Origin of the sequence: Methylobacterium sp. CCH5-D2 (assembly GCF_001556475.1) — a bacterium.
Classification (GTDB): domain Bacteria; phylum Pseudomonadota; class Alphaproteobacteria; order Rhizobiales; family Beijerinckiaceae; genus Methylobacterium; species Methylobacterium hispanicum.
Genome location: NZ_LSIX01000459.1, coordinates 1 through 24,630, shown reverse-complemented (window position 1 = coordinate 24,630; position 24,630 = coordinate 1). Strand labels below are relative to the sequence as shown.

19 protein-coding genes and 1 pseudogene are annotated in these 24,630 nt (G+C 71.8%); 7 read left to right on the top strand and 13 right to left on the bottom strand.

Features of this window, described 5'->3' with window-relative positions; translation table 11 throughout:
• On the bottom strand, positions 1-321 hold a 321-nt coding region (locus AX737_RS11735; protein WP_197430547.1), incomplete at its 3' end, for an FTR1 family protein.
• Positions 322-756: 435 nt separating this feature from the next.
• On the opposite strand from AX737_RS11735, the gene AX737_RS11730 reads away from it, so the two are divergent.
• A complete protein-coding gene (locus AX737_RS11730) occupies positions 757-999 on the top strand; it encodes a hypothetical protein (protein ID WP_066921514.1) in 243 nt (80 codons plus the stop codon).
• A 169-nt stretch (positions 1,000-1,168) separates the two neighbouring features.
• The gene (locus AX737_RS11725) at positions 1,169-1,624 is read left to right on the top strand and encodes a hypothetical protein (RefSeq protein ID WP_066921512.1); all 456 of its coding nucleotides are present in this window, start codon (positions 1,169-1,171) and stop codon (positions 1,622-1,624) included.
• On the opposite strand, the gene AX737_RS11720 is transcribed toward AX737_RS11725, so the two are convergent.
• Complete coding sequence (locus tag AX737_RS11720; RefSeq protein ID WP_066921510.1) at positions 1,596-1,982, bottom strand: hypothetical protein; 387 nt, start codon at positions 1,980-1,982, stop codon at positions 1,596-1,598. The genes AX737_RS11725 and AX737_RS11720 overlap by 29 nt on opposite strands.
• A gap of 90 nt (positions 1,983-2,072) precedes the next feature.
• On the opposite strand from AX737_RS11720, the gene AX737_RS11715 reads away from it, so the two are divergent.
• Together AX737_RS11715 and AX737_RS11710 are read left to right on the top strand one after the other, a co-directional pair.
• Positions 2,073-2,969: a diguanylate cyclase gene (locus AX737_RS11715; RefSeq protein WP_066921508.1), complete on the top strand. Its 897-nt coding sequence runs from the start codon at positions 2,073-2,075 to the stop codon at positions 2,967-2,969.
• A 218-nt stretch (positions 2,970-3,187) separates the two neighbouring features.
• Positions 3,188-3,823: a response regulator transcription factor gene (locus AX737_RS11710; protein WP_066921506.1), complete on the top strand. Its 636-nt coding sequence runs from the start codon at positions 3,188-3,190 to the stop codon at positions 3,821-3,823.
• 49 nt (positions 3,824-3,872) lie between these two features.
• Here AX737_RS11710 and lpdA read toward each other — a convergent pair whose 3' ends face one another.
• The 9 genes from lpdA to gloB all read right to left on the bottom strand — a co-directional run bounded on the left by lpdA (position 3,873) and on the right by gloB (position 15,480).
• Positions 3,873-5,273, bottom strand: a complete 1,401-nt coding sequence (gene lpdA / locus AX737_RS11705; protein ID WP_066921504.1) for a dihydrolipoyl dehydrogenase — start codon at positions 5,271-5,273, stop codon at positions 3,873-3,875.
• A 101-nt stretch (positions 5,274-5,374) separates the two neighbouring features.
• A complete protein-coding gene (gene odhB / locus AX737_RS11700) occupies positions 5,375-6,679 on the bottom strand; it encodes a 2-oxoglutarate dehydrogenase complex dihydrolipoyllysine-residue succinyltransferase (RefSeq protein WP_066921502.1) in 1,305 nt (434 codons plus the stop codon).
• 48 nt (positions 6,680-6,727) lie between these two features.
• Positions 6,728-7,027 (bottom strand): YciI family protein, encoded by a 300-nt coding sequence (locus tag AX737_RS11695; protein ID WP_066921500.1) that lies wholly within the window; start codon positions 7,025-7,027, stop codon positions 6,728-6,730.
• Positions 7,028-7,037: 10 nt separating this feature from the next.
• On the bottom strand, positions 7,038-10,022 hold the full coding sequence (locus AX737_RS11690) for a 2-oxoglutarate dehydrogenase E1 component (protein WP_066921498.1): 2,985 nt from the start codon (positions 10,020-10,022) through the stop codon (positions 7,038-7,040).
• 185 nt (positions 10,023-10,207) lie between these two features.
• A complete protein-coding gene (gene sucD, locus AX737_RS11685; RefSeq protein WP_066921496.1) occupies positions 10,208-11,092 on the bottom strand; it encodes a succinate--CoA ligase subunit alpha in 885 nt (294 codons plus the stop codon).
• Positions 11,093-11,096: 4 nt separating this feature from the next.
• Positions 11,097-12,293 (bottom strand): ADP-forming succinate--CoA ligase subunit beta, encoded by a 1,197-nt coding sequence (gene sucC / locus AX737_RS11680; RefSeq protein ID WP_066921494.1) that lies wholly within the window; start codon positions 12,291-12,293, stop codon positions 11,097-11,099.
• A 95-nt stretch (positions 12,294-12,388) separates the two neighbouring features.
• Positions 12,389-13,351 carry a malate dehydrogenase gene (mdh, locus tag AX737_RS11675; RefSeq protein WP_066921492.1) on the bottom strand — a complete coding sequence of 321 codons (963 nt, stop codon included), beginning with the start codon at positions 13,349-13,351 and terminating at the stop codon, positions 12,389-12,391.
• A gap of 419 nt (positions 13,352-13,770) precedes the next feature.
• Positions 13,771-14,346 (bottom strand): TetR family transcriptional regulator, encoded by a 576-nt coding sequence (locus AX737_RS11670; RefSeq protein WP_066921490.1) that lies wholly within the window; start codon positions 14,344-14,346, stop codon positions 13,771-13,773.
• A 354-nt stretch (positions 14,347-14,700) separates the two neighbouring features.
• Entirely contained in the window at positions 14,701-15,480 is a 780-nt protein-coding gene (gene gloB / locus AX737_RS11665; protein WP_066921488.1) for a hydroxyacylglutathione hydrolase, read from the bottom strand.
• A 196-nt stretch (positions 15,481-15,676) separates the two neighbouring features.
• Here gloB and AX737_RS11660 point away from each other — a divergent pair, with 196 nt between their 5' ends.
• The gene (locus AX737_RS11660; RefSeq protein ID WP_066921486.1) at positions 15,677-16,411 is read left to right on the top strand and encodes a class I SAM-dependent methyltransferase; all 735 of its coding nucleotides are present in this window, start codon (positions 15,677-15,679) and stop codon (positions 16,409-16,411) included.
• Between the two features lie 270 nt (positions 16,412-16,681).
• Positions 16,682-18,505 (top strand): PAS domain S-box protein, encoded by a 1,824-nt coding sequence (locus tag AX737_RS11655; protein ID WP_245293430.1) that lies wholly within the window; start codon positions 16,682-16,684, stop codon positions 18,503-18,505.
• Positions 18,506-18,540: 35 nt separating this feature from the next.
• Here AX737_RS11655 and AX737_RS11650 read toward each other — a convergent pair whose 3' ends face one another.
• Complete coding sequence (locus AX737_RS11650) at positions 18,541-19,749, bottom strand: DNA topoisomerase IB (protein WP_066921482.1); 1,209 nt, start codon at positions 19,747-19,749, stop codon at positions 18,541-18,543.
• 140 nt (positions 19,750-19,889) lie between these two features.
• On the opposite strand from AX737_RS11650, the pseudogene AX737_RS32005 reads away from it, so the two are divergent.
• Positions 19,890-20,474 (top strand): annotated as a pseudogene (locus AX737_RS32005) (glycosyltransferase); the annotation flags it as partial.
• Here the strand turns inward: AX737_RS32005 and AX737_RS33160 are convergent.
• Positions 20,465-24,544: an Ig-like domain-containing protein gene (locus tag AX737_RS33160; RefSeq protein WP_245293431.1), complete on the bottom strand. Its 4,080-nt coding sequence runs from the start codon at positions 24,542-24,544 to the stop codon at positions 20,465-20,467. The pseudogene AX737_RS32005 and the gene AX737_RS33160 sit on opposite strands and share 10 nt — an antisense overlap.
• Between the last annotated feature and the right edge of the window lie 86 nt (positions 24,545-24,630).

Genomic DNA, 24,630 nt, shown 5'->3' with positions numbered 1-24,630 from the left:
GTTCAGGTCGGCCTGCCAGGCCTTCGGGTCCTGCCGGACGAAGAGCCAGCCGCTCATGTAGAACATCAGCGCGGCCGCCGCGAGCATCACGCCCGCCTCCATCAGGTCGTTGTGGTTGCCGTCGAAATAGGTCTCGAACACCCACGCCATGGCGAGGCTTGCCAGAGCCGCGAGCCCGGCGCCCGCATAGACCGGGGCGATCCGCTCGGAGGCGCCCGCCCGGCGCAGGAAGGCGACGAGCGCCGCGATGATCAGAAGCGCTTCCAGGCCTTCCCGAAACAGGATCGTGAAGGCCTGGACGAACGCGGAGCCGTCCGCCATGTCGTTCTCCAGATTGGAATCGTTAAAACCTAATGCTCGATCGGCTTTCAGCGCCTCCAAGATCTGGAAGCATTCCAAAGAAGCCGATTCGTCAGATCGAGAACTTGGCGCTTCGCCTCGATCTGCTTGAGCGCGGATGACTAATCCCTGCACCGGACGGCGGCAAGGTGCCGGGCGGCGGGACGCGCTGAAATGACCGTGCGCGGGCCGGGTCCGGACGCAGCCGGGCGGCGTCGGAACCGGCCGAGCCGACCCTGCCCGACGCCCGCGATCTGGGGACAATCGTGGCGATTCCGTGGGTAAATCCTGTCGTTCCGGTGCAACCGCAAGGCTGAGCCGTGCATTGAGCAGTCAACAGATCGCGCGGGCCGAAGAGCCCGGTCGGACCAGGCTGACGGCCGCGGCACGGACCGGCGGCGAACGAACGGACATCCCATGCTCAAGCTTTCCGCCGCCGGCCTCGCCGCGGCCTCTCTCCTCGCCCTCGCGGGCCCCGCCTCCGCCGCCCCGGCGGCCTCCGACCGCGGCATCGCCAAGGTCGCGGAGGCGAGCCCCGTGCGGCCCGCCGCCGCCTCCACGGCCGAGGCCGAGGAGGACACCAACTGCAGCCGCGCCCGCCGCCGCCTCTGGATCGAGGGCGAGGGCTGGATCGTGCGCCGGATCACGACCTGCCGCTGAAGCCGGCCCATCCCGGGCCTCGCCGAGCCCCGGCTCTCGCCGGGGCTTTTTCATGCCCAGACGGCGCCTTACGCAGTCTGCGCGGCTGGCGCGGCGCCCGGTGCCGGAACGACACCGGAGAGCGTGACGTTCTCCGGGACGTCCACGCCTGGCGCGCCGGAGGATCAGCATGTCGGCTCACATCACCCGGGCGGCGCTCGCCGCGCTCGCCCTGGCCGTCGGAACCGGCGGCGCCGGCGCGGTCGAGGTCTACGGGAGCGGCTACGGCCCCGCCTACGCGCCGGGCTACGACGACGGGGCAGCCCGCTACGGCTTCGCCGACGAGGCGGTGCGCGGCGCCTATGTCGGCGCGCCCCTGACCCGCTTCCCCCGCCCCAGCGAGATCGTGCCGCCGGCCTGGAGCTACGGCACCTACGGCGTGCCGACGATCTCCGGCATCCCGCGAACCCCGGTCGGCGAGCCGACCCTCACGGTGATCAACGCCCGGGAGCCGGCGCGCCGCCGGCCCGCGCCCGGCGCCCGCATCCTGTCGCGGGACGCCCGGGGCGATTGGGCGGCCGCCGAGGCCGGCGGCTACCGGCCCGCGGGCGTGCGCGTCATCGAGGTCCAGGTCCCGCGCCGCTGAGTTCCCCCGCCACGGCGCCCTCCCCCGCGAGGCCCGCGAACCACGCCGCGTAGCGCGTGTTGCGCGCCATCCTGCGGGTCTCGTCCGGGGCGCCGTCGTCCCACCAGACCGGGCCGCGCTCGCCGAGCGCCTCCTTGGCGGCCTGCACCGCGTCCCGCGCCGCGCGCAGGGCATCGCCCGCGTCCCGCAGGCCGCGCCGCTCCGCCGCCTTGGCGTCGCGCACGGCCCGCCGCGCGGCCATCAGCGCCGCGACCGCCCGCGCCCGCGCCGTCTCCGTGAGGGCGGGGTCGGCGCGCCGCCACAGCCGGCCGCGCACGACGATGTAGCGCCCGTCCGGCGTGACCGGCGGCGCGCTCACGGCCGGCGCGCCCCGACGGGCGGTGGAAGGGGCATTAAGCTTTCCGGGCCACAATCAATCCCAGGGTCGATCGCCGCCGGAAGACTGCCCATGAATATCGTCATCGTCGATTCCAGCCGCGTCGTCCTCAAGATCGTGGCGGGGCTGCTCGAGCCGCGCGGACACAATGTGCACTGCTTCACGGATTCGGCGGAGGCCCTCGCCTTCCTGACCGACCGGCCCGAGATCCGGGTGCTCATCACCAGCCTGCAGGTGCGGCCGCTCGGCGGCCTGGAACTGTGCTGGTCCGCGCGCCTGCTGGCCGACGAGCGCCGCCCCCTCTACGTCATCACCATGTCGTCGGCCCGCAACGAGCGCACCCTGGCGGAGGCCCTCGACAGCGGCGCCGACGACTTCATCGACAAGCCGCCCTGCGCCGAGGAGTTGCACGCGCGCCTGCGCGCCGCCGAGCGGCTGACCACCTTGCAGGAGCATCTGATCCGCCTCGCCGAGACGGACCCGCTGAGCGGCCTGCTGAACCGGCGCGCCTTCTTCGCACAGGCCAGCCAGAGCGCGGACCGGGCCGGCAACCACGGCCGCCTCTCGATGATCCTGGCCGACATCGACCACTTCAAGCGCATCAACGACGAGCACGGCCACGATATCGGCGACCGGGCGATCCAGGCGGTCGCCAAGCTGATGTCCGAGGAGGGCCGGGCCGGGCGGCTCGGCGGCGAGGAGTTCGCCATCGCGCTCGCCGATACCGGGCTGGAGGCCGCCGAGGCGGTCGCCCGGCGCCTCTGCCTGAAGGCGCGCGACCTGCGCATCCGCGGCAGCCGCGGCCCGGTGCGGCTCACCTGCAGCTTCGGCGTCAGCACCTGGACGGAAGGCGACTCGGTCGAGGCGCTGGTGAAGCGGGCCGACATCGCCCTCTACGAGGCCAAGGCCGGCGGCCGCGACCGCGTGGTCTCGGCGGCGACCGACCTGATCCTGGCCCGCGCCGGCTGAGGCCAATCTGGGCCGGACCGAATCGGCACAGACCTCCTCGAGACGTCGACCCCGGCGTCCGCATTCGGGACAACCGTCGGCCGTCCATCACCGGGCTCTCCTACGGAATAGCCCCGCGTAAACCTTAACGTTCTGCCGAAAGCGCCTGGACTCGAACTTGAAACGCACCTTCCGAGAACGGCGGCGCCGTCTCATTGCGGGAAGAGGGGCGTGGGATCATGAGTGCTGCGGTGGGCGTGCTGATCGTTGACGAGCCGCAGGACCTGTGTCCGACCGTTCGGGCCACCCTCGAGCACTTGCCCGAACTCCAGACCCTGCACGAGGCGGATCTCGCCGAGACGGAACTGGACCACCTCGTCGCCCTGGTCTTCATCGACGCGCGGCGCGTCGGCGACGGGCTCGCCCAGATCGGCGCACTGAAGGAGCGGCAGCCGCGGTTACGGGTCCTGGCCGCCTTCCAGGCCCTGGGTGGAGCCGATCTCGGGGCACTGCTCGCGGCCGGCACGGACGCCGTGATCGCCCGCTCGGGATCGCCGCGCGATCTCAGCGCGGCGATCCTGGCGCTCGCCGCCGGCCAGGAGCGCCTCTCGGGCCCCCACGGCGAGCCGCAGCCGGAGTCCGGCGAGGCGCTCGGCCTGACCCCGCGGGAGGCGGAGGTGCTGCGCTTCCTCAGCGCGGGCTTCAGCAACAAGGAGGTCGCCCGCCGCCTCGCGCTCAGCGTGCGCACGGTCGAGACCCATCGGCTGAACCTGCGGCGCAAGACGCAGACCGGCCGGCTGAAGGACCTCGTCTCGCTCGCCCGCCAGCTCGGCCTCGCGCCGGTGCTGGAGGAGTCCCGCGCGGCGCGTCACTGACGCGCCGCGCGGCGTTCGATCGACGGATCGCCGGGATCCGGACCGTTCCTCAGACGTGGATGGCGCGCTTGGCGACCGCGAGGGCCGCTTCCTTCACGGCCTCGGTGAGCGTCGGGTGGGCGTGGCAGGTCCGGGCGATGTCCTCCGAGGATGCGCCGAATTCCATCGCCACCGCGACCTCGGCGATCAGGTTGCCGGCATCCGCCCCCACGATGTGCACGCCGAGCACCCGGTCGCTCGCCGCATCCGCCAGCACCTTCACGAAGCCGTCCGTGGTGCCGTTGGCCTTGGCCCGCCCGTTGGCCGTGAAGGGGAACTTGCCGGCGTTGTAGCTGATGCCGTCCTTCTTCAGCTCCTCCTCGGTCTTGCCGACAGAGGCGACCTCCGGGAAGGTGTAGACCACGTTCGGGATCACCGCGTAGTTCACGTGGCCCGACTGGCCGGCCAGGATCTCGGCCACCGCCACGCCCTCGTCCTCGGCCTTGTGGGCGAGCATCGGGCCGGCGATCACGTCGCCGATCGCGTAGATGCCGGTGACGTTGGTGGCGAAGTGCTCGTCCGTCTGGATCCGGCCCTTGTCGTCCACCTGGACGCCGACCGTCTCCAGGCCGAGGCCCTGCGTGTAGGGCACGCGGCCGATGGCAACCAGCACCACGTCGGCCTCCAGCGTCTCGGAGGCGCCGCCCGCGGCGGGCTCCACCGTGACCTTCGCGCCCTTCTTAGCCACCTCGACGCCCGTGACCTTGGTGGAGAGTTTGAAGGCCAGCCCCTGCTTGGTCAGGATGCGCTGGAACTGCTTGCCCACCTCCCCGTCCATGCCCGGCAGCACCCGGTCGAGATACTCGACCACGGTGACCTCGGCGCCGAGGCGCCGCCAGACCGAGCCGAGTTCGAGCCCGATCACGCCCGCGCCGATGACGAGGAGCTTCTTCGGCACCCGGTCCAGTTCGAGCGCGCCCGTGGAGGAGACCACCACCTGCTCGTCGATCTCGACGCCGCGCAGCTTGGCCACGTCCGAGCCGGTGGCGATGACGATGTTCTTCGTCTCCAGCATCCGGTTGCCGCCGTCCTCGGAGACGACCTCGACGCGTCCCGCGCCGGCGATCCGGCCGGTGCCCTGATAGGTGTCGACCTTGTTCTTCTTGAGCAGGAACTCGACGCCCTTGGTGTTGCCCGCGACCCCTTCCGACTTGAAGCTCATCATCTTCTTCAGGTCGAGCTTCACCCCGCTCACCTCGATGCCGAGATCGGCGAAGTGGTGGTTGGCCTCGTCGAAGGCTTCCGAGGCGTGCAGCAGGGCCTTCGAGGGGATGCAGCCGACGTTGAGGCAGGTGCCGCCATGGGTCGCCCGCTTCTCGACCACCGCGGTCTTCAGCCCGAGCTGGGCCGCCCGGATGGCGCAGACATAGCCCCCGGGGCCGGTGCCGATGACGACGAGATCGTAGGACATGCGTTCAGAACTCGCGGATCGAGGCAGGCCATGCCGGGCCCGCAGGAAGTCCGGTGCGCGGGCTCATGCGCCCGCGCTTCGATGTCGATGAGAAGGCCGGCTTAGAGGTCCAGCACGAGGCGCGCCGGGTCCTCCAGGGCCTCCTTGACGCGCACGAGGAAGGTCACGGCCTCCTTCCCGTCCACGATGCGGTGGTCGTAGGAGAGGGCCAGATACATCATCGGCCGCGCCTCGATCTTGCCGCCCCGCACGACAGGCCGCTCCTCGATGCGGTGCATGCCGAGGATGCCCGATTGCGGCGCGTTGAGGATCGGCGTCGACATCAGCGAGCCGTAGATGCCGCCGTTGGTGATCGTGAAGGTGCCGCCCTGCATCTCCTCGATGGAGAGCTTGCCGTCGCGCGCCTTCTTGCCGAAGCCCGCGATCGTCTTCTCGATGCCGGCGATCGAGAGGTCGTCGGCGTCGCGCACCACCGGCACGACGAGGCCCTTGTCGGTGCCGACCGCGATGCCGATGTGGTAGTAGTTCTTGTAGACGAGATCCTGCCCGTCGATCTCGGCGTTGACCGCCGGGACATCCTTCAGGGCGCCGATCACCGCCTTGGTGAAGAAGCCCATGAAGCCGAGCTTCGTGCCGTGCTTCTTCTCGAAGATGTCCTTGTACTGGGACCGCATCGCCATCACGGCCGACATGTCGACGTCGTTGAACGTCGTCAGCATCGCGGCGGTGTCCTGCGCGTCCTTGAGGCGGCGCGCGATGGTCTGGCGCAGCTTCGTCATGCGCACGCGCTCCTCGCGCGCGGCGTCGTCCGGCGCGGAAGGCGCGCGCGGCAGGGTGGGCCGGGCCTCCTTGGCGGGCGCCGCCTGAGCGGGTCCCTTGGCGATGGCGCCCAGCATGTCGCCCTTGGTGACGCGGCCGTCCTTGCCGCTGCCGTTGACGCCCGACGGATCGACGCCGGATTCGCGGGCGAGCTTGGCCACCGCCGGGCCGTTGTCGCCGACCGGGCGGCCGGCCTGGGGCGCGCCGTCACCGTGGCTGCCGTAGCTCGCCGAGGATTCCTTCGGGGGTTCGGCCTTCGCGGAGCCGCCGTCCTTCGGGCCCTCGCTGCGGCTCTCGGCCTTGGTCTCGGCGGCCTGCTTCGGGGCCGCCTTCGCGCCGCCGCCCGCGCCCGCCTCGACGATCGAGCCGAGCAGCGCGCCGGGCTCCACCGTCTCGCCGTCCTTCACCAGGATCTCGCCGAGCTCGCCGGCGGCCGGGGCGTTGACCTCCAGCGTGACCTTGTCGGTCTCCAGCTCCACCAGGGGCTCGTCGGCCGCGACCGTGTCGCCGGGCTTCTTGAACCAGCGGCCGATCGTGGCCTCGCTCACGGATTCGCCGAGCGTCGGGACGAGGATGTCGGTTGCCATGCTCTCACTGCCCCGCGGGGGGCCTCCTGTGGCTGTCGGTTCGCGGCCTCAACGCCGCAGAATCAGGTTTGGAACGGCCGAGAGGGTATAGGCGAAGCCGGCTCCCGCCCGGATGACGGGATCGTCGGCCCCGAGTGCGCGCGCGGCCGCGTCGTCCTCCGCCTCCACCAGGGCGAGGCCCCAGGTCCCGGCCGCGTCGAAGACGGGCCCCACCGCGACGGCCTGCCCCCGCTCCGCGCGGTCGATCCAGTAGGCCGCGTGCTCGGAGAACAGGGCCTTCTCGGCGTCCGTCGCGTCGAAAGGGAAGCTCGGACGCGGCGGCTCGAGGCGGAGCAGGAAGTAGGGCATCGGCTCTCGGTCAGACCGCCAGGGCCTCGTTGAGGAAGGCCTGGAGCTGCGCCTGGTGCTTCGACATCAGGCCGACCGCGGTCGAGGCCGAGGCCGGGCGCCCGACGTAGCGCGGGCGCTTCGAGGCGGAGCCCGCCTGGCCCAGCACCCATTCGAGATAGGGCTCGACGAAGGACCACGCGCCCATGTTCTTGGGCTCCTCCTGGCACCAGACCACCTCCGCGTTGCGGAAGCGACCCATCTCGGTGGCCAAGGCCTTCAGCGGGAACGGGTAGAGCTGCTCGACGCGCAGCAGGTAGACGTCGTTGACGCCCCGCTTCTCGCGCTCCTCCAAGAGGTCGTAGTAGACCTTGCCCGAGCAGAGCACGACGCGGCGGACCTTGTCGTCGCGCACGAGCTTCAGCTCGCTCGACTCCTGCTCGGCGTCGTCCCAGAGGATGCGGTGGAAGGTCGAGCCCTCCGCCAGCATGTCGAGGGAGGAGACCGCCCGCTTGTGGCGCAGCAGCGACTTCGGCGTCATCAGCACGAGCGGCTTGCGGAAGTCGCGCTTCAGCTGCCGGCGCAGGATGTGGAAGTAGTTCGCCGGCGTCGTGCAGTTGGCGACCTGCATGTTGTCCTCGGCGCAGCCCTGCAGGTAGCGCTCCAGGCGGGCCGAGGAGTGCTCCGGCCCCTGGCCCTCGTAGCCGTGCGGCAAGAGCATCACGAGGCCGGACATGCGCAGCCACTTGCGCTCGCCGGATGCGATGAACTGGTCGATCACCACCTGCGCGCCGTTGGCGAAGTCGCCGAACTGCGCCTCCCAGAGCACCAGCGCGTTCGGCTCGGCCAGCGAGTAGCCGTACTCGAAGCCGAGCACCGCCTCCTCGGAGAGCATCGAGTTGATGATCTCGATGTTGGCCTGCCCCTCGCGGATCGAGTTCAGGGCGGTGAAGCGCTGCTCGTTCTCCTGGTCGATCACCACGGCGTGGCGCTGCGAGAAGGTGCCGCGCTCGACATCCTGGCCCGAGAGGCGGACCCGGTTGCCGTCGAGGAGGATCGAGCCGAAGGCCAGCGCCTCGGCGGTCGCCCAGTCGATGCCCTGCCCGGTCTCGACCGCCTTGGCGCGGTTGTCGAGGAAGCGCTGGATCGTGCGGTGCAGCTGGAAGCCGGGGGGCGCCTGCGTGATCCGCTGGCCGATCTCCCGCAGGGTCTCGGCGGGCACGGCGGTGCGGCCGCGGCGCGGGTCGTCCACGTCCTCGTAGACCGCCTTGAAGCCGGACCAGCGTCCGTCGAGCCAGTCGGCCTTGTTGGCCTTGTAGTTCGTCGCCGTGTCGAGTTCGGCATCGAGCATGCCGCGGAACTCGGCCTTGCGGGCATCGAGCGCTTCCTGGGTCAGCACGCCGCTCTCGACCAGCTTGCGGCCGTAGGTCTCCAGCGCGGTCGGGTGCTTGCGGATGCGCTGGTACATCTTCGGCTGGGTGAAGGCCGGCTCGTCGCCCTCGTTGTGGCCGAAGCGGCGGTAGCAGAGCATGTCGATCACGACCGGCTTGCCGAACTTCTGCCGATACTCGACCGCGACCTTGGCGGCGAAGGTCACCGCCTCCGGGTCGTCGCCGTTGCAGTGGAAGATCGGAGCTTCCACCATCTTCGCCACGTCCGACGGGTAGGGCGAGGAGCGCGAGAAGCGCGGATCGGTGGTGAAGCCGATCTGGTTGTTGATGATGAAGTGCACCGAGCCGCCGGTGCGGTGGCCCTTGAGGCCCGAGAGGCCGAGGCACTCGGCCACCACGCCCTGGCCGGCGAAGGCCGCGTCGCCGTGGATGAGGAGCGGCAGCACCGTGCGGCGCTCGACGTTGGGCTTGGCCCACTGGTCCTGCTTGGCCCGCACCTTGCCGAGCACCACCGGATCGACGATCTCGAGGTGGGACGGGTTGGCGGTCAGCGAGAGGTGGACGTTGTTGCCGTCGAAGGAGCGGTCCGAGGACGCGCCCAGATGGTACTTCACGTCGCCCGAGCCCTCGACCTCGGCCGGCGAGGCCGAGCCGCCCTTGAACTCGTGGAAGACCGCCCGGAAGGGCTTGGCCATCACGTTGGTCAGCACGTTGAGACGGCCGCGGTGGGCCATGCCGAGCACGATCTCGCGCACGCCGAGCGCGCCGCCGCGCTTGATGATCTGTTCCAGCGCCGGGATCATCGCCTCGCCGCCGTCGAGGCCGAAGCGCTTGGTGCCGGTGTACTTGAGATCGAGGAATTTTTCGAATCCCTCGGCTTCGATGAGCTTGTTCAGGATGGCCCTGCGGCCCTCAGGAGTAAAAGAAATCTCCTTGTCCTTGCCCTCGATGCGCTCCTGCAGCCACGCCTTCTCGGCCGGATCCGAGATGTGCATGAACTCGACGCCGAGCGTCTGGCAGTAGGTCCGCTCCAGAATGCCGACGATCTCGCGGATCGTGCCGAACTCGAGGCCCAGCACGTTGTCGAGGAAGATCTGGCGGTCCCAGTCGCTCTCCTGGAAGCCGTAATGCTGCGGGTGCAGCTCCTCGTGGTCGCCGCGCGGGGCGAGGCCCAGCGGGTCGAGCTTGGCGTGGAGGTGGCCGCGCATGCGGTAGGCGCGGATCAGCATGATCGCGCGGACCGAATCCTTCGTGGCCTGCTCGACGGAGACGCCGGTCTTGGCCACGACCGCGGCGCCGTCGGCCGGCTTGCCGGGCTTGGCGTCCTTCGCCAAAATCTTGTCGCCGAGGCCCTTCTCGAGTGCCGGCCAGTTGCCGTCGAGCGCCGAGACGATCTCGCCGTTGAGCGGCACCGGCCAGTTGGGCTTGGTCCAGGACGCGCCCTTGGCGTTCTTCTCCACCAGCGTCTCGTCTTCGCCGAGGGCCTTGAAGAAGTTCTGCCACTCGGGATCGACCGAGGCGGGGTTGCGCGCGTAGGCCGCCTGCAGCTCCTCGATATAGGCGGCGTTGCCGCCGTAGAGGAACGAGGTTTCGAGGAGCGCTTCGTTCAGGTCCTGGCGTGCCATGGTCCGTCCATCCTGCTCGGGGGTGCGGACCGCGCCGGGCGGACCGCCCTCAACCGTTCGGACGCGCCCGCGCGAGGGCGGCGGGCGCATCCGTCACTGAGATCCGGCCGGGACACGCGGCCTGCCGCGCGCCCCGATCCGTCCGATATGGGCCCCGCCTCCTTGCGTGTGGCGCAAGGCAGCGTTCAGCCCTTCAGCACCTCGACCAGCGTCGAGCCGAGGCGGGCCGGGGACGGAGAGACGCGGATGCCCGCCTCCTCCATCGCGGCGATCTTGTCCTCGGCGCCGCCCTTGCCGCCCGAGATGATCGCGCCGGCATGGCCCATGCGGCGGCCCGGAGGCGCCGTGCGGCCGGCGATGAAGCCGACCATCGGCTTCTTCCGGCCCCGCTTGGCCTCGTCCCGCAGGAACTGGGCGGCCTCCTCCTCGGCCGAGCCGCCGATCTCGCCGATCATCACGATCGACTCGGTCTTCGGGTCGGCGAGGAACAGCTCCAGCACGTCGATGAACTCGGTGCCCTTCACCGGGTCGCCGCCGATGCCGACGGCGGTGGTCTGGCCGAGGCCCGCATTCGTGGTCTGGAACACCGCCTCGTAGGTCAGCGTGCCGGAGCGCGAGACGATGCCGACCGAGCCGGGGCGGAAGATGTTGGCCGGCATGATGCCGATCTTCGACTCGCCCGCGGTGACGATGCCGGGGCAGTTCGGGCCCACGAGGCGCGACTTCGAGCCGACGAGCGCACGCTTCACCCGCACCATGTCGAGCACCGGAATGCCCTCCGTGATGCAGACGATCAGCGGGATCTCGGCGGAAATCGCCTCGCAGATCGCGTCGGCGGCGCCCGGCGGCGGCACGTAGACCACCGAGGCATCGGCGCCCGTGGCCTCGCGGGCCTCGGCGACCGTGTCGAACACCGGCAGGCCCAGATGCTGCGAGCCGCCTTTGCCGGGGCTCGTGCCGCCGACCATCTTGGTGCCGTAGGCGATGGCCTGCTCGGAGTGGAAGGTGCCGTTCTTGCCGGTGAAGCCCTGGCAGATGACCTTGGTGTTGGCGTCGATCATGACGGACATCGGATCAGGCTCCCTTCACCGCGGCGACGATCTTCTGGGCGGCGTCGTCGAGGTCGTCCGCCGGGATGACGTTGAGGCCGGACGAGCGGATGATCTCCTTGCCCTCCTCGACGTTGGTGCCCTCCAGGCGCACCACCAGCGGCACTTCCAGGCCCACCGCCTTCACCGCCGCGATCACGCCGCGGGCGATGACGTCGCACTTCATGATCCCGCCGAAGATGTTGACGAGGATGCCCTTCACCTGCGGGTCGGCGGTGATGATCTTGAAGGCCGCCGTGACCTTCTCCTCGGAGGCGCCGCCGCCGACATCGAGGAAGTTCGCCGGCTCCTCGCCGTAGAGCTTGATGATGTCGAGCGTCGCCATCGCGAGGCCCGCGCCGTTGACCATGCAGCCGATCGTGCCGTCGAGCGCGATGTAGGCGAGGTCGTACTTGGAGGCCTCGATCTCCTTGGCGTCCTCCTCGGTCTCGTCGCGGAGCGCCACGACGTCGGGGTGCCGGTAGAGGGCGTTCGAGTCGAAGGAGATCTTGGCGTCGAGGCACTTGAGGTGGCCGTCGCCGGTGAGCACCAGCGGGTTGATCTCCAGCATGCTCATGTCCTTGGCCGTGAAGGCCCGGTAGAGCTTCTCCGTCAGCTCGCCCGCTTCCTTGGCCTGCGCGCCCGAGAGGCCGAGCGCCTTGGCGACCGCGCGGCCGTGATGGGGCATGATGCCGGTGGCCGGATCGACCGAGAAGGTGACGATCTTCTCAGGCGTGTCGTGGGCGACCTGCTCGATGTCCATGCCGCCCTCGGTCGAGACCACGAAGGCGACCTGCCCGGTCTCGCGGTCGACGAGCATCGACAGGTAGAACTCGGCGGCGATCTGCGCGCCTTCCTCGATGTAGAGACGGTTGACCTGCTTGCCGGCCTCGCCGGTCTGCACGGTCACCAGCGTCTGGCCGAGCATCTCGCGGGCGAACTGCACCACCTCGTCCTTCGACTTGGTGACGCGCACGCCGCCCTTGGCGCCGGCCGGCGCACCCTTGAAGGTGCCCTTGCCGCGGCCGCCCGCGTGGATCTGGCTCTTCACCACCCAGACCGGGCCGCCGAGCTCGTCGGCGGCGGCGGCCGCCTCCTCAGGCTTGAAGATCGCGACGCCGCGGGAGACCGGCAGGCCGAACTCGCGCAGCACCCCCTTGGCTTGATATTCGTGGATGTTCATAGGCGTCCTCCTCGCGTCCACCGCAGGGCTTGAGAGTCCCGGTCAGGGCACGCGCGGCGCTGGCATACCAGAGACCAGGGCCGCGCGCGAACGGCTCAGGCGAGCGCGCCGTTGATGGACTTGCAGGCCTCGATCAGGCCCTTCACGGAGGCGACCGACTTGTCGAACATCGCCTTCTCGTCGGCGTTGAACTCCACCTCGAGCACGCGCTCGACGCCGTTCTCGCCGATCACGATCGGCACACCGATGAACAGGCCGTCGATGCCGTACTGGCCGGTGAGGTGGGCGGCGCAGGGCAGGACGCGCTTCTTGTCCTTCAGGTAGCTCTCGGCCATCGCGATGGCCGAGGCCGCCGGGGCGTAGAAGGCCGAGCCGGTCTTCAGGAGGTTGACGATCTCGCCGCCGCCTTTTCGGGTGCGCTCGACCATGGCGTCGAGCTTCTCCTGGGTGGTCCAGCCGAGCTTGACCAGGTCGGTCAGCGGCACGCCGGCCACCGTCGAGTAGCGCACCAGCGGGACCATGTCGTCGCCGTGGCCGCCGAGCACGAAGGCGGTGACGTCCTCGACCGAGACCTTGAACTCGTCGGCCAGGAAGTGGCGGAAGCGGGCGGAATCGAGCACGCCCGCCATGCCGACGATCTTGTTGGCCGGCAGCCCCGAGAACTTCTGGAGCGCCCAGACCATCGCGTCGAGCGGGTTGGTGATGCAGATGACGAAGGCGTCCGGGGCGTACTGCTTGATGCCGTTGCCGACGGCCTCCATCACCTTCAGGTTGATGCCGATGAGGTCGTCGCGGCTCATGCCGGGCTTGCGCGGCACGCCCGCGGTGACGATCACCACGTCCGCGCCCGCGATCGCCGCGTAGTCGCTGGCGCCGGAATACTTGGCGTCGAAGCCGTCGACCGGCGCCGACTCGGCGATGTCGAGGCCCTTGCCCTGGGGCACGCCGTCCGCGATGTCGAACAGCACGACGTCGCCGAGCTCCTTCAGGCCCGCGAGGTGGGCGAGCGTGCCGCCGATCTGGCCGGCGCCGATGAGCGCGATCTTGCTGCGTGCCATGGTGCGATAAACCTCTGCTGTGCCTGGTTCGACAGGGTGAAGCTTTGGGCGGACGCCGCCGCGGGGTCTTGGCTCACGCGTTCAGTCCGGCGGCCCGCGCGTCGCGCTGGCTGCGCCGGTCTTGTCCGGGCGGCTGTGTGGCGGAAAAGCACCTCTGCTTCAACCCGACCAAGGTCGGGCAAGCAGGCATCGGGCCAGACGCCGGACCGATCCGGATCCGGCGGCGGCCAGGAAAAGTCCTGCGCTCCGAGCAGGTTATTGCCGCATCGCGGCATCCGCCGCTGGCGGCAAAGCTCTGATGACAGGATTCGAAAACTGTCATTTCGCCTTTCGGGGGCGGCTCTGGGCCCGAAAAGCAAGAGGCCGCGGACCCTGCGGTCCACGGCCTCGAGAGGGGCATGCGCGTCGCGGAGCGGCCGTCAGAGCACGCCCGCGCGCAGCACCCGCTGGATCGCGTGGATCACGGCACCGAAGCGGGCCTCGACGAGGTCGCGCGGCACGTCCGCGTCGTGCTGGATGGCCAGGGGATGCGTGAAGCGGTAGCTGGCGTCGAAGATGTAGGCGATCGCCCGCTCCCGGTCGCGCGCCGAGAAGGTCCCGGCGATCAACCCCTCCTCGACCACCCGCTCGACCAGGCTGCGCAGGCGCACCCGGTGGCGCCGGGCGATCGGGCGGGCCGCCACCGTGGCGTCGAGATGGACGGCGAACAGGTTGGGCTCGCTCGCCAGCGCGTCGCGCTGCAGGGTGGCGAGCGCGGTGAGCAGGCGCTCGATCTTGTCGTCGGCCGGATCCGGCGCGTCGGCGATGCCGGCCAGATGCGCCTCGATGTCCCGCAGCCAGCGCCCCGCCACGGCGTCGAGGAGCGCGTCCTTCGACGGGAAGTAGCGGTAGACGTTGGCATGCGTCATGCCGGCTTCCGCCGCGACGGCGACGACCGTCACGCGCTTCGGACCGAGGCGGGCGAGGTGTTCGGTCGCGATCCCGAGAAGGCGCACGTCGGCGGAGACGGGCGCGGTTCGGCTGCGGAGGCCCGGCGCCGGGCGTCCCGCCCGGCCCTCGGCCCGTACCGCCTGCGCATCCCCCTCGATCTGCGAAGTCCGGTCGAGCGCCTCCGCAGAGGCGTCGGACGTCAGGTCCGATTCCGGCTGGACGAAGGGCAGGGGCAGGCGTGAAGAGGAAAGGTGGTAGGGCGAGACGGACCCCCATCTGACCGGGAAGCGTCCCGACGCTTCCGTGAACCTTGTAGTCTCCCCCTGGGAGGCTGTTTAGGAGGGGCATCGCTCTCCCCTCCGTTGTCCTATGTTCATTTTGGTTTGTGAACGCAACAAATTTTTCTTGTTGTAGCTCGTTCAGAAGCGGTTCTTCCACGCTCGCAGCGCGACGAAGACCGAGGCCGGATCGCCACCAGCGGGAAGATCAACGGCGTGTGCAACCGTCGGTTCGCGCACGCGCAGGAACGGGTTGGCGTCCCGCTCCGCCCCCATGGTCGAGGGCACGAGGAAGCGCCCCTCGGTGCGCGCGCGCTCGGCCTCGGCGGCGCGGGCCTCGAGCGCCGCGTTGCCGGGCTCCACGGCGCGGGCGAAGCGGGCGTTGGAGAGGACGTAGTCGTGGCCGCTGAAGACCTGCGTGGCGTCGGGCAGTGCGTCGAAGCGCTGCAGCGAGCGCCACAGCGTCTCGGGCGGGCTCTCCATCACCCGGCCGCAGCCGAGGGTGAACAGGGTGTCGCCCGCGAACACGATCTCGGCACCCGAGAACCAGTAGGTGACGTGGTCGAGGCAGTGGCCGGGCGTCTCCCAGACCTCGGCCTCCAACGCGCCCACCCGCACCCGGTCGCCCTCGCGCACGTAGACGTCGGCGTCCGGCACCGCCTCGCGCGCCTTCTCGGGAGCGGTGAGGCGGGCGCCGGTGGCGCGGCGCACCTCCGGAATGCCCTCGATGTGGTCGCCGTGCCGGTGGGTCACCAGGATGTCGGTGAGCCGCCAGCCCGTCTCGTCGAGGGCGCGCAGCACGGGCCCGGCCTCCGGCACGTCGATCGCCGCGCAGGCGCCCGTGCGGGGATCGTGGATCAGCACCCCGACATTGTCGCTGCGGCAGAGGAAGGTGCGGGTCTCGGCGGCGCCGGCGCTCATGGTTTCCTCCGGTCCTCTCTCGGGCCTCTCTCGGGCCTTGCACGGAACTGTAGGCACAGAACCGTAACCGAAACCGGCCTGTTCCACGCCCCCGAAAGGCCGCGCCGCTTGCCGTGGCGCCGCGCGCTCCCCATTGAAGGCGACGCGCCCGCGCGCGGGCCCCGCCCGCATCCCGTCCCCGCCGCCGCGACCGACCATGCGCCTTGACGTGACCGACCTGCGGGCCTTCTACGCCACGCCGCTGGGACAGGTGACGCACCGCGTCGTCGGCCGTGCGGTGCACGGATTTCTGGGCTCGGTCTCCGGCCTGCGGGTGCTCGGGCTCGGCTACGCCACGCCCTATCTCGGGCCGGTCCACTGCATCGCCGAGCGGACGCTCGCCTTCATGCCGGCGACGCAAGGGGTGGTGAACTGGCCGGGCACCGGCCGGTCCTGCTCGGCGCTCGCCGACCCGACCATGATGCCCCTGCCCGAGGCCTCGGTGGACCGGGTGATCCTCGTCCACGCGCTGGAATCGGTCGAGAGCCCGACGGAGCTGTTGCAGGAGGTCTGGCGCACGCTGACCCCGGGCGGTCGGATGGTGCTGGTGGTGCCCAACCGCCGCGGCGTCTGGGCCCGGCGCGAGGCGACGCCCTTCGGCCACGGCCAGCCCTACAGCCGCTCGCAGCTCGGCCGGCTGATGCGCGACACGCTGTTCTCGCCCGAGGGCTGGGCCGAGACGCTCTACATGCCGCCCGTGCGCTCGCGGCTGATGCTCCGGACCGGCCCGGCCTGGGAACGGCTCGGCACGGGCCTCGCCCTGCCCTTCGCGGGGCTGCACGTGGTCGATGCCACGAAGCAGCTCTATCGGCCGGTCGCGGTGCAGCAGGTGCGCCGCGCCCGCCGCCTCGCCCCGGCCCGGGTGCTGGTGCCCGCCCCCTCGCCCGGTTGAGGGGGGACGCCGCGCTCGCGCGTGCCGGACCGGGCCCGACGCGCAACCCGAGGGCCGACGAGAGCCGTTCCCGATCGCGTTGCCATCGGGAACGGCTCCAACCTCTTGTCCTGACGCGCTCTCTGGCGCCGAACCGGCGTCCACTTCGGCGCAAGAGCGCTCTAGCCGCCCCGCGAAGATCCGAGGTAGGCTCGGGCGACGGCGTGCACGGAGAGATCCCGGAGAGATCCAATGGGCGGCTCGCCTGGATGGCCCCACGGCGACGGCGAGATGGCCGCGCGCATCCGCGCGCACGACTGGGCCGCGACATCGCTCGGCGCCGTGGAGGGCTGGCCGCCCTGCCTGAGGGCCGCGGTCGACCTGCTGCTGCCCAGCGGCTTCGCGATGGTCGCGCTCTGGGGCCCCGAGTGCATCCAGATCTACAACGACGCCTACCGCGACCTGATGGGCGCCCGGCATCCCGGAGGCCTGGGCCAGGCCGCCGCCGCGTGCTGGTGGGAGATCCGGGATGCCACGGCGCCGATCTACCGGCGCGTCCGGGCCGGGGAGACCGTGATGCTCCAGGACACGCTCTTCCCCCGGACGCGGGACGGGCGCCCGGAGGATGCGTGGTTCACGCTCTCCTACAGCCCGATCCGGGACGCGGACGGCTCGATCCCCGGCATCCTCCTGGTCATCGTGGAGGCGACCCGCCAGCACCGGGCCGAGGGCGCGCTGCGGCAGAGCGAGGAGCGCCTCGCCGCGATCTTCGCCAACGCCGCCGTCGGCCTGTCCGAGCTGGCGCAGGACGGCCGCTTCCTGCGCGCCAACGACGAGATCTGCCGCCTGCTCGGGCGCCCGCGCGAGGAGGTGCTGCGCCTGAGCATCCTCGACGTCACCCACCCGGACGACGTCCCGCCGAGCCTGGACGCGGTCGCCGAGGTGCTCCGCAGAAATCGGCCGGTCTCGCTCGACAAGCGCTACCTGCGTCCGGACGGCACGTTCGTGTGGGCGAACAGCCGCGTGCAGGTGCTGCACCACGCCACCGGCCAGCCCAGCACGCTCCTGGCCGTCACCGCCGACCTGACCGAGCGCCGCGCCGCGGAGGCGCGCCTGCGCGAGAGCGAGGCGCAGTTCCGCGCCCTGGCCAACCTCGTCCCCGTCATCCTCTGGCGCTCGGACGCCAAGGGGACGTCCCACTCCCAGAACCAGTCCTACCTCGACTATTCCGGGCAGACGGCGGAGGAGGCCCAGAACCTGGGCTGGCTCGAGGCCATCCATCCCGAGGATCGCGGCAGCGCCCGCGAGGCGTTCCGGAGCGGGCACGACAGCGGCCGCCCGATCGCGACGCAGCATCGCATACGCCGCAGGGACGGCCAGTACCGCTGGTTCCTGGTGCGGCAGGTGCCCATCACGGACCAGCGCGAGCGCGTCACGCAATGGTTCGGGGCCGCCATGGACGTCCACGAGATGCACGAGCTGCAGGCGCGCCAGGCCGTGATGGTGGACGAGCTCCAGCACCGGACCCGGAACCTGATCACGGTCGTGCGCTCGATCGCCCAGCAGACCATGGCAAGGACCGGGCCGACCGAGCAGTTCCGCGAGCAGTTCAACGACCGCCTCGCCGCGCTCTCGCGGGTGCAGGGCCTGCTGTCCCGCTCCGATCAGGAGCCGATCACCATCCGGGCGCTGATCCGCGCGGAACTCGACGCGCTCGGGACGCCCGCCCTGCTGGAGCGCGTGGCCCTGGAGGGGCCGGTCGTCGCCCTGCGCAAGGCCAGCGTGCAGACGCTCGCCCTCGCCCTGCACGAGTTGGCCACCAACGCGCGCAAGTACGGCGCGCTCTCCGACGACCGGGGCGAGCTCTGGGTGAGCTGGGACACCTACGGCACGGACGACGGCGAGCGGCGCCTCCTGCTGACCTGGCTGGAGGAAGGCACCGCGCAGGCCGACGACGAGCAGGGTGCCGCGCGACGCGGCTACGGGCGCGAGCTGATCGAGCGGGCGCTGCCCTATGCCCTGAAGGCCCGGACCAGCTACGCCTTGCGGGATGGGGAGCTGCGCTGCGCCATCGATCTGCCGCTGACCGAGCCGGCGACGGCGCTGCGCTGGTAAGGCCGTCCCCGAACCCCGGGCGGCCCGTTGAGACCTCAGGGGGCTGCCTGGAGCGCCGCCTCGGCCTGTCCGGTCCGCCCGCGGGGCTGCCTGCCCGCCGCCGCGCGCCGCTTGCCGGACCCGGCTCGGCCCGCCGACTTTCCGCGCCCGGCCCGGCGCTTCACCTCCGGGCCGGCCTCCAGGCGCTGGCGCAGCAGAGTCAGCACCGCCGCCTCCTCGGGCCGGAGCGAGGCCAGATCCTCCGCAAGCTCCGTCTCGACCGCCTCCTTGACCTGCAGCAGCAGGCCGCCCTCCAGGTAGCAGTCGAGCACCTGGGGGTGGATGTAGCACTTGCGGCAGATGGTCGGCGTGTTGCCGAGCCGCGCGGCCACGCCCTCGATCGCGGCCCGCACGTTGGTCTTGGCCTTGGCCTGGCTGTCGAAGGCCTCGAACTCCCGGAGCGCCAGGGCCGCCAGCACCGTGCCGGCCCAGGTCCGGAAATCCTTGGCGGTGAAGTCCTCGCCGGTGATCTCGCGCAGGTACGCGTTCACGTCCTGCGAGGTGACGTCCCGTTGCGCGCCCTCTGCATCGAGGTACTGGAACAGCTCCTGGCCCGGCAGGTCCTGGCAGGCCTTGACGATGCGGGCGACGCGCCGGTCCTTGAGCGAGAGGTTCCAAGTCTTGCCGCTCTTGCCCTTGAAGCGGAAGGTCATCGCGGCCCCCTCGACCTTGACGTGCGGGTCGCGCAGGGTGGTCAGCCCGTAGCTCTTGTTGGTGCGGGCGTAATCGTCGTTGCCGACGCGGATCAGCGTGGTCTCGAGGAGGTGGACCACGGTCGCCAGCACCCTCTCGCGGGGCAGGCCGGTGCGGCGCATGTCGGCATCCACGCGCGCGCGGATGGCGGGCAGCGCCTCGGCGAAGGCCATGATCCGGCTGAACTTGGTCGATTCCCGCGCGGCCCGGAAATCCGGATGGTAGCGGTACTGCTTGCGCCCCTTGGCGTCGCGGCCCGTCGCCTGGATGTGGCCGTTGGGGCGCGGGCAGATCCAGACGTCGGTGTAGGCCGGCGGGATCGCGAGCTTGCGGACGCGCTCCAGGGTCGCCTTGTCGCGCACCGGCCGGCCCTCGGCGTCGCGGTAGCTGAAGCCCTTGCCGCTCCTGCGGCGGGTCAGCCCCGGCCGGGCGTCGTCCATGTAGGCGAGGCCGGCTTCCGCGGCGGCGTCGCGGGGATCGACCACGCTGGTGTCGCAGGCCGACTCGGCCATGGCTCAACTCCCTGAACTGGTAGAGCGACAACCGTGGGGCGCGCGCGCCCGTTCCGGACCGCACCCATCGGCCGCAGCCGTTCGCAACAGGCCTCGCGGGGCGTGCTACAGGCCTCGCGGGGCGTGCTACAGGCCTGCGCATGGACGCACCCGCCACCCCCCTTCCGACCCCGATGCGCAGCCTCGTCTTCGTGGTCACCGAGGACTGGTTCTTCGCATCGCACTTCCTGCCGCTCGCGCGCGCGGGCGTCGCGATGGGCCTCTCGGTCGCGGTGGTGACGCGGGTGCGCGCGCACCGCGCCGCCATCGAGGCGACGGGCGCGCGGGTGGTGCCGCTGGAGGCCGAGCGCTCCAGCCTCAACCCGATGGCGGCGGGCTACGCCGCGGGCCAGCTCGCCGCGATCCTCAAGGCGCTCAAGGCCGACATCGTGCACTGCATCGCGCTGCGCGCCATCCTCGTCGGCGGCACCGCGGCCGCGATGGCGAACGTGCCGGGCCGCGTCTACGCGCTGACCGGGCTCGGGCTGATCGGCGCGCGCCAGGACCGGGTCGGCGGGCTCGCCCGCACGGCGCTGCGCCACCTGATCCGCGGAGCGCTGGCCTCGCGCCGCACCCGCTTCCTGTTCGAGAACCCGGACGACGCCCGCGCGCTCGGACTCGACCCGGCCGACACGGCCGTGACGATCGTCGGTGGGGCGGGCGTCGATCCGGCCGCCTACGCGCCCGCCATCACGGGCAACCTGCTGGCGAACGATGCGGGCGCGTGCGTCACCGTCTGGTTGAGGTCCGCAACGAGGGCCGGGCCGCCCTCTTCGCCGAGGCCGGAGCCGGGCGGCGTCACGCCGCCGTCGCCTGTCCCGCCGCCCGTTCCGTCGCCCGGGGTCGTATCGATCACCAGCGTGACCGGTCCGGCGGCCGGACCGCGGTTGCCGGCCGTGTCGACGGCCGTCACGGTGACGCCGTAGCTGCCGTCGGCGAGCGTCGGAGCCTCGACGGTCCAGCGGCCGTCCGAGCCGACGACGCCGGTGACGACGACCGGCGTGGTCGGCGTGTCGATGACGACCTCGACCGTCGTACCGGGCTCGGCCGTGCCGGTGAGCGCCGGCGTCGGGTCGGCGACGCTGCCGCCGGTCTGGCCCACGGCGCCCTCCAGGACGGGAGCCGTCGGCACCACCGTGTCGATGGTGATCGGCAGCGCCTGCGAGGGGGCCGAGGCCGTCCCCGCGCCGTCGGCCGTCGTGGCGACGAGGCTGTAGGTCCCATCCGCCAGCGCCGGCAGGGCGACCTGCCAGGACCCGTCGGCGCCGACCGTGCCGGTGACCGAGCGCGGATTGCCGGCATCGGTGAAGGCGATCGTCACGGAGGAGCCGGGCGTGCCGGTGCCGAAGACCGTGGGCGTCGCGTCGGCGGTGACGCCGTCGCCCGGGGTTCCGGTATCGTCCTGAATGCCGGCGATCACCGGCGTCGCCGGTGCGGGGGGCGGCGTGACGACCCCGCCACCGTCACCGCCTGCGCTGCCACCATCTCCTCCGCCACCGTTGCCGCCTCCGCCGCCCGGCTGGGCGCCGACGACCACCGCATTGCCGTTGGCCGAGGCGATGTTGCCAGCGACGTCGGAAACAGTGACCGAGGCGGTCACCGTGCCGCTGAGCGTCGACAGGTCGGCCGTGTAGGCGCCGTCCGCGGCGACGTTCGCGGTGACGGTGCGGGTGCCGTCCGTGAAGGTGACGACGGCCGCCGCGTCCGCGTCGAGCCCCGTCAGGGTGAAGGTCGCCGCCGCGGCCTCGTCCGGATCGAGCACGCCGTCCGCCGTCCCGTCGAGGCTGAGCGCGACCGCCGGCAGGCTGTCGGCCACCGTGTCGATCGTCAGCCGCAGGGCGTCCGCCGTGGCGCTCGCGAGCGCGCCGTCGGCGCTCCGGGTCGTCACCGAGAAGACGTAGGTTCCGTCGGCCAGCGTCGGCACGGCGAGGCTCCAGGTGCCGTCCGGTGCGACGTTGCCGGTGAGCGCGGGCGCCCCCGGGGCGCCGTCGTAGCGCACCTCGACGGTCCCGTTCGGGATGCCCGTGCCGGTGAGCGTCGGTGTCGCGTCGCGGGTGATGCCGTCACCGGGCACGCCGGTATCGTCGGTGAAGCCCGTGATGGTCGGCGGCGCGGCGCTCGGGCCGACCGCCACCGGACGCGTGGCCGGGACCAGGCTCGCGAGATTGCCCGCCGCGTCCGCGATGTCAGAGCCCTGCGCGAGCCCGAGGCTCAGGGTGCCGGTCCCGGTGACCCCTGTCACGGTGACCGTGTAGCTGCCGCCCGAGCCCGTGACCGCGGAGATCGTGCCCGCGGCCCCGTTCGTGCCGGTGAGCACGAAATCCTCGACGCCGACACCCGAGACGCCCTCGGGGAAGCTCACGGCGACCGTGAAGCTCTGCGCCGCCGGGCCGCCCGCGGCGTCGGCCACGGCCGTGCCGGCCGGCACCGTCGCGTCGATGCGGATCGGGAAGGGATCGCTCGCCGGGCCGGCATTGCCGGCGGCGTCGATCGCCACCGCCGTCGCCGCGTAGGCCCCGTCCGCCAGCGCCGGGAGGGTCGCCGTCCAGGCACCGCCCGCGTCGGCCTGCGCCTCCACCGTCACCGGGCCGGCCGGCGTGCCGACCGTGACGCGGATCGTGGTGCCGGGATCGGCCCCGCCGGAGAGCGTCGGCGTCGTGTCGGACGTGAGCCCGTCGCCCGGCAGGCCGGTATCCTCCGCCAGGGCCGCGATGACCGGCGCGCCGGGCAGGCCGGTCGCGACGGTGAGCGATCCGCCCGGGACGGTGCCCACGTTGCCCGCGGCGTCGCTCAGGCCGAGCGTCGCGTTCACCGTCCCGCTGAAGCCGCTGAGATCGACCGTGTAGGTGCCGTCTGCGCCCACGGTCTCGCTCGTCTGGCGGATGCCGTCCGTGAACGTGACCGTGCCGGTGGTGCCGGGATCGAGCCCCGCCACCGTGAAGCCGACCGCGCCGGCCTCCGCGCCGTTGATGACGCCGTCCGCCGTGGCGTCGAGGCCGAGCGTGGCCGTGGGGGCGCTGTCCAGCGTGCGGTCGATCGTCAGCGCGAGCGGGCCGGAGGTGCCGATCGCGCCGCCGTCGGCGGCCGTCAGGGTCGCGGTGATGCTGTAGAATCCGTCCGCGAGGGCCGGCAGGGCGACGGTCCAGGTTCCGTCGGCCGCCACCGCGCCGGTGGCCGTGACGGCCGCGCCCGCGGCGATGGCGGTCAGCGTCACGGTCGCGCCGGGGGCGCCGATGCCCCGGATCGTCGGCGTGTTGTCGTTCGTGACGTTGTCGCCGGGCACGCCGGTATCGTCGCTGTAGCCCGTGATCACCGGCTGGACCGGCGGGATGCCGGTGACGTCGCGGCTCGCCGGGACCAGGGTCGCGGCGTTGCCCGCGAGGTCGGCGATGTCCGAGGCCGGGGCGAGGCCCAGCGTCAGGATGCCCGAGCCGGTGACGCCCGCTACGGTGACGGTGTAGCTGCCGCCGGAGCCGGTGACGCCCGTGATGGTGCCGGCAGCACCGTTCGTGCCTGTGAGCAGGAAGTCGTCGACACCGACCCCGGTGACGGCCTCGGGGAAGCTGACCGTGTAAGTGAAGCTCGCGACCGCCGGGCCGTCCGCCGTGCTGGCGGATGCGGTGCCCGCTGGTGCCACGGTGTCGAGCGCGAGGGTCGGTCCGGTCACGGTGGCGGTGGTGCCGGCCGGTCCGGTCAGCACCAGGCTCGTGCTCACCGGGCCCGTCAGCCCGGACAGGTCGGCGGCGTAGCTGCCGTCGGCGACGACCGGCACGGTGACGGTGGTGCCGCCGGCGCTGAAGCTGGCGCTCGCCGTGGTGCCCGTGTCGAGGCCGGTCACCGTGAAGGCCGTGGCCGCGGCCTCGGCGGCGTTGATGACGCCGTCCGCCGTGGTGGCGACCGTGAGGGTGGCGGTCGGCGGCGCATCGATTCCGGGGTCGATCAGCAGGCTGACCGCGGCCGAGGCCGGCCCGGTGTTGCCGGCCACGTCTCGGGCGGTGGCGGTGAGGCTCGCGGTGCCCGCCGGCAGGGCGGCGGTCGGGGTGAAGCTGAAATTGCCCACCTCGTCAGCCGCCGCGGTGCCCAGCACCGTGCCGCCGTTGGCGATGGTCACCGTGGCGTTCGGCTCGGTCGTGCCCGTGATGGTCGGCGTGGTGTCGTCCGTCGTGGCCGGCAGCCCGGTCAGGGTGGGCGCCGCGGGTGGCGTCGTGTCGATCGTCAGCGCGACCGCGGTCGAGACCGGCGAGACGTTGCCGGCCGCGTCCGTGGCGGTGGCCGTCAGGCTGTTGCCCTCCGCCGTCAGAGGCGTGGTCGGGGTGAAGCTGAAGGCGCCGTTCGCGTCCGCCACGACCGATCCGATCTCGGCCCCGTTGTTCGCGATGCTGACCGTCGCGCCGGGCTCCGCCGTGCCGCTAATGGTCGGCGTGGTGTTGTTGGTGGGTGCCGTGAAGCCCGTCAGGACCGGTGCGTCCGGCGGCGTGGTGTCGCCTCCGCCGACCGGCGGCGCCGTGATCACGACCGGCACCGCGGCCGAGGCCGTGCCGGTGTTGCCGGCGACATCCGTGGCGGTGGCGCTGAGGCTCGCGGTGCCCGCCGGAAGCGGGGCGCTCGGGGTGAAGCTGAAATTGCCCGCCGGGTCCGCGACAGCCGTGCCCAGCACCGTGGTGCCGTTGGCGATGGTCACCGTGGCGTTCGGCTCGGTCGTGCCCGTGATGGTGGGCGTGCTGTCGTCGGTAGCGGGCGGCAGCGCGCCGAGCACGGGGGGCGCCGGCGGGGTCAGATCGACCGTCAGCACCGTCTGCCCGGCCGGCGAGGTGTTGCCGGCCGCGTCCGTGGCGGTGGCCG